Annotated in this window: 10 protein-coding genes; 2 read left to right on the forward strand and 8 right to left on the reverse strand. The window is 65.7% G+C overall.

Going from position 1 to position 11229, the window contains the following annotated elements:
• The first annotated feature begins 254 nt into the window (after positions 1 to 254).
• Positions 255 to 521: a hypothetical protein gene (locus HBE63_RS17610; RefSeq protein WP_166905887.1), complete on the forward strand. Its 267-nt coding sequence runs from the start codon at positions 255 to 257 to the stop codon at positions 519 to 521.
• Here the strand turns inward: HBE63_RS17610 and HBE63_RS17615 are convergent.
• From HBE63_RS17615 to HBE63_RS17645, 7 genes are all read right to left on the reverse strand, one after another.
• On the reverse strand, positions 518 to 955 hold the full coding sequence (locus HBE63_RS17615) for a pyridoxamine 5'-phosphate oxidase family protein (RefSeq protein WP_166905888.1): 438 nt from the start codon (positions 953 to 955) through the stop codon (positions 518 to 520). The genes HBE63_RS17610 and HBE63_RS17615 overlap by 4 nt on opposite strands.
• A 149-nt stretch (positions 956 to 1104) precedes the next feature.
• Positions 1105 to 1833: a respiratory nitrate reductase subunit gamma gene (gene narI, locus HBE63_RS17620; protein ID WP_166905889.1), complete on the reverse strand. Its 729-nt coding sequence runs from the start codon at positions 1831 to 1833 to the stop codon at positions 1105 to 1107.
• On the reverse strand, positions 1833 to 2483 hold the full coding sequence (gene narJ, locus HBE63_RS17625) for a nitrate reductase molybdenum cofactor assembly chaperone (protein WP_166905890.1): 651 nt from the start codon (positions 2481 to 2483) through the stop codon (positions 1833 to 1835). The genes narI and narJ overlap by 1 nt, the downstream gene beginning before the upstream one ends.
• The gene (narH, locus tag HBE63_RS17630) at positions 2483 to 4132 is read right to left on the reverse strand and encodes a nitrate reductase subunit beta (protein WP_166905891.1); all 1650 of its coding nucleotides are present in this window, start codon (positions 4130 to 4132) and stop codon (positions 2483 to 2485) included. The genes narJ and narH overlap by 1 nt, the downstream gene beginning before the upstream one ends.
• A complete protein-coding gene (locus HBE63_RS17635; protein ID WP_166905892.1) occupies positions 4129 to 7818 on the reverse strand; it encodes a nitrate reductase subunit alpha in 3690 nt (1229 codons plus the stop codon). Before HBE63_RS17635 ends, narH begins: the two co-directional genes overlap by 4 nt.
• Positions 7818 to 8996 carry a NarK/NasA family nitrate transporter gene (locus tag HBE63_RS17640; protein WP_166909926.1) on the reverse strand — a complete coding sequence of 393 codons (1179 nt, stop codon included), beginning with the start codon at positions 8994 to 8996 and terminating at the stop codon, positions 7818 to 7820. The genes HBE63_RS17635 and HBE63_RS17640 overlap by 1 nt, the downstream gene beginning before the upstream one ends.
• Positions 8997 to 9111: 115 nt before the next feature.
• Positions 9112 to 9510 carry a (deoxy)nucleoside triphosphate pyrophosphohydrolase gene (locus HBE63_RS17645; RefSeq protein ID WP_166905893.1) on the reverse strand — a complete coding sequence of 133 codons (399 nt, stop codon included), beginning with the start codon at positions 9508 to 9510 and terminating at the stop codon, positions 9112 to 9114.
• A gap of 27 nt (positions 9511 to 9537) precedes the next feature.
• Here HBE63_RS17645 and HBE63_RS17650 point away from each other — a divergent pair, with 27 nt between their 5' ends.
• A complete protein-coding gene (locus HBE63_RS17650; RefSeq protein ID WP_166905894.1) occupies positions 9538 to 9831 on the forward strand; it encodes a 4a-hydroxytetrahydrobiopterin dehydratase in 294 nt (97 codons plus the stop codon).
• On the opposite strand, the gene HBE63_RS17655 is transcribed toward HBE63_RS17650, so the two are convergent.
• Positions 9800 to 11047 carry a mannosyltransferase gene (locus HBE63_RS17655; RefSeq protein ID WP_166905895.1) on the reverse strand — a complete coding sequence of 416 codons (1248 nt, stop codon included), beginning with the start codon at positions 11045 to 11047 and terminating at the stop codon, positions 9800 to 9802. The two genes, HBE63_RS17650 and HBE63_RS17655, sit on opposite strands and share 32 nt — an antisense overlap.
• Positions 11048 to 11229: the final 182 nt, after the last annotated feature.

The raw sequence follows: 11229 nt of genomic DNA on the forward strand, positions 1-11229 counted from the left end.
GAAAACGAGAGAGCCCCGTCACGTTGAAGTCCGCAAAAATCGCCGGCCTGAAGCCCAAGAAAAAGTGCTGCAAGAGCAAGCCGCGCTGTAAGCGCTGCCCTCTGGTTCTGCACAAGGTGCGCAAGGCGGAGCACAACGGGCTGCGCGGTAAAGAACTGGACAAGGTCTTCAAACGGGCCAGGAAATCCTAAGGTTCGCGAGTACCGTTTCAGGTATCCGTCACGTTGCGATAGGCGAGCTTGGAGGTGCCAGGGATGACGGTTTATGAAGCGCTCACAGTCGCTTTGATCATGGTGCTCGCTCTGGGGACCACGGTGGCGATCTATGTGGGCATGGCCAACTGGATCGGCGCCTGCTACATGGTCCGGTGCAGCGAATGCCACCACCTCACCTTCGCGTCGGCGAACAGCCCGCAGGCCTCCTGCGCACACTGCCGCCACCCGATGCTGCTGCACCCGCTGTACGCGACGCAGCACCCGGACCACGCGGTGCGGGTCGTCGGCGACCGGCTGCGGTACTAACTCTCGCCCATACCCGTGTAGTGCGGCATCGCATGGTTCCGGAGCTGACGCCCGGTGACTTTCTCGGACCGTATCCGCACGAAATGATCGCGGCGCCCCTCAGCCCACGGCTGGACGAACGTCCCGGCGACCTCCACCTGTTCGTCCACGTCGGTGATGTGCTCGGCATGCCCGACGATGGTCACGCTCCAGCCGGTGCGTAGATCGGCGTCTAGTTCGTCGGCTTCGAACGCCACCACCTGGTGATCGGTCGCAGCGATCAGCTTGGGCCCACCGGCCACCCGGATCACCACATCGTCATGCCACACCCGGAAGTTCACGGGCTGCACGGCAGGCAATGCATCCTCGGTGAACACCAACCTGCCGACGCGTACCCCCTCCAACAGATCCAGGCACTGCCTGCGGGTGAGAACGCCGACTTCAGATCCCTTCATGACGATCAACCTCCCTGTACGAGTTGCAGAGTCCAGAGTTCCCAGGAACCCCGCGCCAAGTGCGGTCAACAGCTCCTTACCCCGATCGTCCGCCTGCTGCGCGGCCGCGGGCAGGGTCGAAAGTCCCTAGTTCGCGTGACCCAGCGTGGTCACCAACCGCGCCGGTGCGGCTGCGATCCCACCAGCTCGCCACGTTCGGCGACATCACGGCTGCGGTAGACGATGTAGGGCCGGAACAGGTAGCCGATCGGGGCACTGAACACGTGCACCAACCGGGTGAAGGGCCACAGGCAGAACAGCGCAAGAGCGATCATCACGTGGATGTGGAAGTACACCGGCGCCTGGACCATCAGGTCCCCGCGGGGCTGGAAGATCCAGATCGAGCGGAACCACGGCGACACCGTTTCGCGGTAGTCGTGCTCGGCACCCTCCGGGGTGGCGCCGATCGCCGTACAGGCGAAGCCGGCCACCATCGCGGCCACCAGGACCACGTACATCGTCTTGTCGTTGACGGTGGTGGCCATGAAGACCGGGCCGGTGACCCGGCGCCGGTAGATGAGCAGCGCGATGCCGACCAGGGCCGCGATGCCGGCGATGCCGCCGAGGATCACCGCCTGCAGGTGATAGACGTGGTCGCTCATCACCAGGTCCATCCACGATTCAGGGATGAACAGGCCGACGACGTGTCCGATGAACACCACAAGCATGCCGAAGTGGAACATCGGGCTGGCGATCCGCAGCAGCCGCGACTCGTAGAGCTGCGATGACCGTGTGGTCCAGCCGAATTTGTCGTAGCGGTAACGCCACCAGGTGCCGATGCCCACCGCCGCGAGCGTCACGTACGGCACCACGTCCCAGAAGATCTCCCAGCCCGACATCAGACTCCCTCCTGAACCCGACGCGGCGGCACGGTCAGTTGAAAAGGTTGCAGTCCAACGGATTCAGCCGGCGGCCCGGCCATCATGAGTTGTGCCACGTCGTCGACCGAGGCCAGGGCCGGAAGCGTTGCAGCTACCGCAGCGACGACCGGTGAGTATGGCGAGCCCCGGTCGGCTAGCGCTCGCGCAACCACACCGATCGGTACCCGGTACTTGGCGAGCAGCCGCCGGCCCGCATCGGGCGCGACCGTGGCGGCGAACTCCAGCACCACCGGAAGATGATCGGGCGCCTCACCTTTCGGCATTTCAACCCCCGCGGCCCGGTAGGCCTGGGTGAACTCGACCATGTCCGCGCCGCGGTTTCGGGTATCCCCGGACGTCCAGTACGTCAGGAGCATGGTGCAGCGCTTCTGCAGGTCGAAGGTCTCGACATACTCCTGCTGTAGCTCCATGGCCGGTCGAAGGCTCAGCCCGACAACGGTTTCGCCGAGCAGCGCCCTGGGCTCACCGGTGACGTGATCCAGCAGGCGGGCCGCGGCCTGCAGCCGGTCGGCATGGCCGTCGCCCGGGTAGGCGAGCATCAGAGACGCCGCCTGCCACACCAGGCGGTCCTGCATCGTGTTGTCACGGGTTCGGTTGCGACGCTTCATCACTGATCACCTCCCGGGAACATTCCCGACGGTACTCCCCTGCCGTCCCAGTTGAGTAGGTTGACCCGCGACGGCCGTTCAGCATTGGCGGCCATGCCCCCGCTGGTCTGCCGGTGTTGTAGCGCGTGGAACGTCTCCACCGCCACCGGGACCGGCCCACCGCTGGCCTCACCGAACGGGCCGGACTCGTACATCCCTGGCCCGCCCTCGAAGGACAGCGAGCAACCGGGCTCCTCCGCGCCGGGTATCGCCTCCGAGCTGTAAGCCGTCGGAATGACGTAGCGCTCCTCATATTTCGCGATGGCCAGCAGCCGGTACATCTCATAGATCTGCTCCTCGGTCATCCCGACCGCGGCCGGAATGTGCGGCTGGGTCTGACGACCGAGATTGACGTCGCGCATGTAGGACCGCATCGCCGCCAGCCGACGCAATACTCCTTCGACAACCGCGGTGTCCCCCGCCGTGAACAATCCGGCCAGATACTCGATCGGGATGCGCAATGCTTCCAGCGCCCCGAAGAGATTGCCGACGTCCTCGCCGTCGTGCCCGTCCCGGCTGACCGCGTCGACCACCGGCGACAGCGGCGGGATGTACCACACCATCGGCACCGTCCGGAACTCCGGATGCAACGGCAGTGCAACGCCGTAGGTGTGGATGAGCTTGTAGACCGGTGAACGCTGCGCGGCCTCGATCCACTCGTCGGAGATGCCCTCGGCCCGGGCCCCGGCGATCACCTCCGGGTCGGTTGGGTCGAGCAGGATCTGCCGCTGCGCCTCGTAGAGGTCTTTCTCGTCGGGCACCGACGCAACCTCCAGCACGCGGTCGACGTCGTAGAGCACCAGCCCGAGGTAGCGCAATCGGCCGACGCACGTTTCAGAGCACACCGTGGGCAGCCCGACCTCGAGGCGCGGATAGCACAGTGTGCACTTCTCGGCCTTGCCGGTCTTGTGGTTGAAATACACCTTCTTGTAAGGGCATCCGGATACGCACATGCGCCAACCGCGGCAGCGGTCCTGGTCGACCAGGACGATGCCGTCCTCGGACCGTTTGTACATGGCCCCGGACGGGCAGGACGCCACACAGGACGGGTTCAGGCAGTGCTCGCAGATCCGGGGCAGGTAGAACATGAAGGTCTGCTCGAGTTCGAGCTTGATCTTCTCGCTGACCTGCTTGAGGATCGGGTCCCCCGGGACGATCTCCGGTGAGCCCGCCAGATCGTCATCCCAGTTCGCCGACCATGACACCTTCATCGGTTTACCGGTGATCAGGCTGCGCGGCGGCGCGGTGGGAAAGTGCTCACCGAGCGGTGCCGACGTCAAGTTCTCGTAGTCGTAGGTCCACGGCTCGTAGTAGTCGTCGATGGACGGCAGTTTGGGGTTCGCGAAGATTCTGGCCAGCTTGGCCAGCCGGCCGCCGTCGCGTAGCCGCAGCCGGCCGCGCCGGTCCAGCTTCCACCCCCCGCGCCACTTCTCCTGATCCTCATATGTGCGCGGATAGCCTTGCCCCGGACGGGTCTCGACGTTGTTGAACCAGACATATTCGGTGCCGGCCCGGTTGGTCCAGGCTTGTTTGCAGGTCACCGAACAGGTCTGACACCCGATGCACTTGTCGAGGTTCATCACCATCGCCATCTGGGCCATGACCTTCACTGGTACTTCACCTCCTGCGAGCGGCGGCGAACCACCGTCACTTCATCACGCTGATTTCCGGTGGGGCCGAGATAATTCCAGGCAAACGAGTGTTGCGCATACCCGCCGGCCAGATGACTGGGCTTGACCAACAGCCGGGTCAGCGAATTGTGAATGCCGCCGCGGGTTCCGGTCGTTTCACTCAGAGGGACGTCGATGGTCCGCTCCTGAGCGTGGTAGACGTACACCACCCCTTCGGGCATGCGGTGACTGACGACGGCGCGGCACACCAGCACCCCGTTGCGGTTCACCGCCTCGATCCAATCGTTGTCTTTCACTTCGATCTTCGCCGCATCCAACGGACTCATCCACATGGTGGGGCCTCCGCGTGACAGCGAGAGCATGAACAGGTTGTCCTGGTACTCCGAGTGGATCGACCACTTGGAATGCGGGGTCAGGTAGCGCACCGTCAGGCCGATGCCGTCACGCTGCCCCACCTGGGATTCGCCGAACAACCGCGCCATGTCCAGCGGAGGCCGGTAGATCGGCAGCTGCTCCCCGAGTTCTTCCAGCCAGTCATGATCGACGTAGAAATGCATTCGCCCGGTGAGCGTGTGGAACGGCTTGAGCTCCTCGATGTTCACCGTGAACGGCGCATAGCGGCGCCCGCCGGTCTCGCTGCCCGACCACTCCGGGCTGGTGATCACCGGCACCGGTCTGGCCTGGGTGTCGGCGTAGGTGATCCGGCGTTCCTCACTGCCCTCGGCCAGGTGCACCAACCTGCGCCCGGTGCGCTTCTCCAACTCCTTGAAGCCCTCCACGGCCAGACGGCCGTTCGAGGTGCCCGACAGTGCGAGGATGACGTCGGACATCCGTTCCGCCGTGGTGATCGCGGGCCGGCCCTGTGCCGCACCGGAATCCATCACACCGAACTTGGCGGCGAGCTCGGACACCTCCTGCTCGGGATGGGTGGTGACGCCCTTGGTGGTCAGGCCCAGACTCTCGACCAGCGGGCCGAGCGCGGACCACTTTTCCGCGATCGCCGTGTAGTCACGCTCCACGACCGCCAGCGGGCCCATGGTCTTACCTGGCACCGGGGTCTCGCCGGTGGTCCGCCAATCATGCTCGGTGCCACCGGGATAGGCCATCGCACCAGGGGTGTCGTGCTGCAGCGTTCCCATCACCACATCGGTGCGGGTGCCCAGGTGCCGGGCGGCGAGAGCACTGAAGGCCCGCGCGATCGCGCCGAAAGCCTCGAAGTCGGAACGGGTTTCCCAAGGGGGGTCTACAGCCGGACTGAACGCGTGCACGTACGGATGCATGTCCGTGCTGGACAGATCGGCCTTCTCGTACCAGGTCGCCGCGGGAAGCACCACATCCGAGAGCAGTGTCGTCGACGTCATGCGGAAGTCGATGGACATCAGCAGGTCGAGCTTTCCCTCCGGGATGTCCTCGGTCCAGGCGACATCGTTGGGCCGCAAGTCCTCCCCGGTGGGCTCGGCCTGCACGTTCGAGGTCGTGCCAAGCAGGTGCCGCAGGAAGTACTCGTTGCCCTTGCTGGAGGAGCCCAGCAGGTTGGCCCGCCACACATTCAGAACGCGCGGCCAGTTGACCGGATTGTCCGGATCGGTGACCGCGAGTTTCAGCCCGCCACTTGCCAATTGCTCGGCCACGTAATCGGGCACTTCCTGCCCCGCGGCCTTGGCCTCGTCCACCACATCCAGGCTGGACCGGTCGAACTGCGGGAAGAACGGCGTCCACCCCATCGCCACTGCCGAGGTCAGCACGTCCATCGTGTGCTTGTCGCGGAACCGACCCCGCCCGACCGGGCTGGACAGGGCGTCGGCCCGGTAACCGTCGTACCGCCACTGGTCGGTGTGGGCATACCAGTATGACGTGCCCGCCATCTGCCGCGGCGGACGCGACCAGTCGGTGCCCATCGCCATCGCGGCCCATCCGGTCACCGGGCGGCACTTCTCCTGCCCCACGTAGTGCGCCCAGCCGCCGCCGTTGCGGCCCATCGAACCGGTCAGCAGCAGCAGCGCGAGCACCGCCCGGTAGGTGGCGTCGCCGTGGAACCACTGGCAGATACCGGCACCCATGATGATCATCGACCGGCCGCCGGATTCCTCGGCATTGCGGGCGAATTCGCGTGCCACCCGGATGGCCTGGCCCGCAGACACTCCGGTGATCTGCTCCTGCCACGCCGGAGTGTAGGGCCGGGTGGCGTCGTCGTAACCGGTGGGCCAGTCGCCGGGCAGGCCGGGACGGTGCACGCCGTACTGGGCCAGCATCAGGTCGAACACGGTGCACACCAGGTGCTCGCCGACCCGCCGCACCGGCACGCCCCGCTGCAGGGTCGCGCCGGCTCCGTCCACCGTGTCGAAACGCGGCAGCGTGATCTCGGCGGTCTCGAAGATGTCCCCCAGAACGGTCAGGGCCGGGGTCAGGTTTTCGAGGTCGAGGTTCCACTTGCCGACGCCATCTTTGCCGTAGCGGAATCCGAGCGAGCCCTGTGGCACCGCGACGCTGTTGCTGACACCATCGAGCAGCACCGGCTTGAACGCCGCATTCTCCTGCTCTGCTATTACCCCGCCGAGATCCGCTGCGGTGAGGTTCTTCCCGGGCACCAGCACACCATCGCGCTCTTCGAGCTTGACCAGGAACGGTAGATCCGTGAACTGACGCACGTAGTCGACGAAGAACGGAACACGGTTCTGCACAAAGCATTCGTCGAGGATGACGTGGCCCATCGCCATCGCCAGCGCACCGTCGGTGCCCGCCGCGCACGGCATCCACTCATCGGCGAACTTGGTGTTGTCGGCGTAATCCGGGCTGACCGTGACCACTTTCGTGCCCCGGTAACGGACCTCGGCCATCCAGTGCGCATCGGGTGTGCGCGTCACAGGGACATTGGATCCCCACATCATCAGATACGACGCGTCCCACCAGTCCCCCGACTCCGGCACATCGGTCTGATCGCCGAACACCTGTGGGGAGGCCACCGGCAGATCGGCATACCAGTCGTAGAACGACGTCATCACCCCACCGATGAGCTCCACGAACCGGGACCCGGCCGCGAACGACACCATCGACATCGCCGGGATCGGCGAGAACCCGGCCACCCGGTCCGGCCCGTAAGTCTTGATCGTGTGCACGTGGGCGGCAGCGATCATCTCGGTGGCCTCGGACCAGGTCACCCGGACCAGACCACCCTTGCCGCGGGCCTGGTGATATCGCTTGCGGCGCACGGGATCACCCTGGATGTCGGCCCAGGCCAACACGGGATCCTTCAGACGGTCCTTGGCTTCCCGGTACATGTCGACCAGCACGCCACGCGCGTACGGGTACCGCACCCGCGTCGGCGAATAGGTGTACCAGGAGAACGCCGCGCCGCGCGGGCAACCACGAGGCTCGTACTCGGGCCGGTCGGGCCCGACCGATGGGTAGTCGGTCTCCTGGGTTTCCCAGGTGATGATCCCGTCCTTGACATATATCTTCCAGGAACACGATCCGGTGCAGTTCACCCCGTGCGTGGAGCGCACCACCTTGTCGTGGCTCCACCGGTCGCGGTAGAACACGTCGCCCTCACGGCCGCCCTTGCGGGTGACTGTACGCAGGTCGCCGGAGAACTCGCCGGGGGTGAAGAAGCGGCCACTGCGCTCGAGCAGTTCCTCGATTGATCCGCCGACGTGGGGCTTGCTCATCAATGGGCCTCCTTGGCCGACTCGGGCTCGTGGGCATGTAGTCGCAGTGCGGTGTAGCCGAACGCCACCAATGCCGTCGCCACCAACAGCACAAGCCCGACCGAGTAGTCGTGATCCACAGCGTCGTACGTCGCGCCCATCACCAACGGCGGGAAGTAACCACCCAAACCGCCTGCGGCAGCGACGATCCCGGTGACCGAGCCCACTTCCTTGGCGGGTGCCCGCCTGGCCACCCAGGCGAACACGCCACCGGTGCCGATGCCCAGGAAGATCGCCAAGGCGATGAAGGTCGACGCCGACCACACATCCGGGGGCGGCTGGAACATCGCGATGAAGGCGAGTACTGCGGTTCCGGCGAAGGAGGTGAGCACCACGAACTTGGGGGGTATCCGGTCCGAGAGCGCACCGCCGATCGGCCGGGCCAGCACTGCGGCCAACGCAAATCCCGCGGTGCGACTGCCGGCTTCGACGGCGGAGAATTCGTAGACGTTCTTGATGTAGGTCGGCAGGTAGTTGCTGAATGCCACGAATCCGCCGAAGACCACCGCGTACAGGAACGACATCTCCCATGTCACCGGAAGTTTGAGCGCGGACTTGAGTTTCGGCAGCACCGGGTCGGTATTCGGCTGGAATGCCGGCGAATTGCGCATCGCCACCATGCACAACACCGCGGTCAGCGCCAGGGCCGCCGCGATGATGAGGTGGGTGGGAAACAGTCCGAACCACCGCACAAATCTCGGCGTGAAGAACGCCGACAGCGCCGTACCGACCATTCCCATGCCGAACACACCGGTCGCGAAGCCGCGCCGCGATGCGTCGTACCAGTTGTTGGCGAACGGGATTCCGACGGCGAAGATGGTGCCGGCAATGCCCAGGAAGAATCCGCACACCAACAACATGGGGTAAGACCTGGCCTCGCCGGCCGCCCCGACCGCCAATACCGGCACGATCGAGGCCAGCGTCACCGCGAGGAACATGGTGCGACCGCCGTACCGATCGGTCAGCGCCCCGACCGCGATGCGGCCGAGCGATCCGACCAATATCGGCGTGGCGACGAGCATCGAGGCTTGCGTGGCGCTGAGTCTCATGTCGCCGGCGTAGGTGGTGGACAGCGGGCCGATCATGTTCCAGGCCCAGAAATTGATGGCCGAGACCCAGGTGGCCAGCAACAGATTCATGCTCTGCCCTTGGCCCAGGTACGGCGTGCTTGCCGTGGTCACCCGTCTAGCGAAACATCCGCCTACAACGCGCGCGTTGGTTTCACTGAAACGTTATCTACAACATCGGTGTTGTCTAAGGGCGTTTCGGACGGAGCGCGGCCGCCAGATCCGCAAGCCAGGCCCGGTCGGCGGGCACCCATGGCAGATCGTCGAGTTCGTCGACGGTGACCCAGCGCAGCGCCCGGTGATCATGCGGTTGCGGGCTGCCTGCGGTCAGTGTTGCCCGGTAGGCGCGCAGCGTCATACCGGATTTCAGTGCCACGTCCGCACCCAGACGCGCACCGACGCTGACCTCGACACCCAACTCTTCCCGCAACTCGCGCGCCAGGGCGTCGGCATCACTCTCGCCGGAGGCGACCTTGCCGCCGGGCAGCTCCCACAGCCCGGCAAGCTCCGGGGGCCGTTGCCGCTGGGCGACCAACAGCCCGGCTTCCGAGAACAGGGCACCGGCTACGACGATCTGCTCATCCATCCCGCCCGACGGTATACCGTCGGGCATATGGCCGTGTTATCGAACGATCAGGTCGACGCCGCACTGCCCGATCTGCCGGGCTGGGAACGTGCGGCGGGCGCCCTGCGCAGATCCACCAAATTCCCCTCGTTCCTCGACGGCATCGACGCGGTGCGCCGCGTGGCTGAGTTCGCCGAGGAGAAGGACCATCATCCGGATATTGACATCCGCTGGCGCACAGTCACTTTCGCCTTGGTGACGCATTCCGCCGGCGGGATCACCGAGAAGGACGTCCAGATGGCCAAGGAGATCAACCGGATTCTGGCCGACCAGCCGGGCTAGCTGCGCTCGTCCTCGCACTTGCACTTGTCGCGCTCGTCGTCGCGATCCAGGCCAGCGTCGCCAGTGTCGCGACGATGTAGACCAGCCCGGCCCAGGCCAGGTACCAGGGCCGGCCGATCTCCCAGATCGTCGGCTGCGCGAAGCTGAGCAGCCACGGCACGCCGACCAGCGTCAGCGCCAACCATCCCCAGCCCAGGATCTGCGCCCCCACCCGATCGGCCAATGGCCCGTGCAGCAACCAGATCATCAGCGGAATCAGCCAGACCCAGTGGTGCGTCCATGAAATCGGTGAAAGCAGCAACCCGAACAGGCTGACGATCACGATCGCGCCCAGCCGGTCGGTGCTGCCGCCGATGGCCCGCCAGGCGAGCAGCGCAAGGACCGCGGTGACGGCGATGCCGAGCAGCACGGCCGGACCGTATCCCGCGTCATGGCCGAGGATCCGCGAGATCCCGCCGCGCCAGGATTGGTTGAACGACGTTCCGATGGGACCGATCCGACTCGCGTCACCGAGCAGTTCGGTGAAGTACCGGCGCGCCTGATCCCCGATCACCAACGCCGACACCGCCACCGTGCCGAAGAACACCACGGCCGAGAACACCGCGGTGGCCCAGCGGCGCGCGCCCAGGAAGTAGAGCCCCGACACCGCGGGCGTGAGTTTCACCCCGGCCGCCAACCCGACCAGCAACCCCGACAGCCACCAGCGATTGCTGTAGACGGCGTAAAGCACTGCCAGCACCAGAACGACATTGACCTGTCCGTAGTCGAACGTGCTGCGCAGCGGCTCGGTCCAGATGCCGACGGCCGTCCACAACATCGCGACACGCCGGGGCGCCGTGCCGCCGAGCAACAGCTGACTGACCCGCACCACGCCGTACAGCGCGGCGATGATGCCGATCTGCCAGCAGAACGCGACCAGTCCGAAGGGCAGCAGATGCAGCGGGTAGAACACCACCGCGGCGAACGGCGGATAGGTGAAAGGCAGTGGGAAATCCGGTGTCTGGTCCGCGTAGACGTAGTCATAGAGCGCGCCGGGACCGTCCAGGGTGGCGGCGCCGCCGACGTAGACGTGTAGGTCGACGAAGTTGGCGCCGTTGGGAACGAGATAGGTCCACGCCAGGCGTGCCGCGATGCTGAAGACCAGCAACACAGGCGCCAGACGGTAGAGCCGCGCGGTTGCTGAGAGGTGGGTGGCCGGTTCGGTGTTAACGGACACGACTTTAGCGACCCGCCCGATTTGTCATCTCGGCGGTTTGTCACGCCGGCGTGGCTCTCGCCGCCGAGCGTCCCGCTGGGGTGGCGAGGTGCCTGCGGCCTGGCCCAGATTGTCACGCTGGGGTGGCTCCCGACATCTGGCGTCACTCCGGCGTGACATTCGGGCGCGACGACGCCGGGCGG

Origin of the sequence: Mycobacterium sp. DL440 (assembly GCF_011745145.1) — a bacterium.
Lineage (GTDB): Bacteria > Actinomycetota > Actinomycetes > Mycobacteriales > Mycobacteriaceae > Mycobacterium.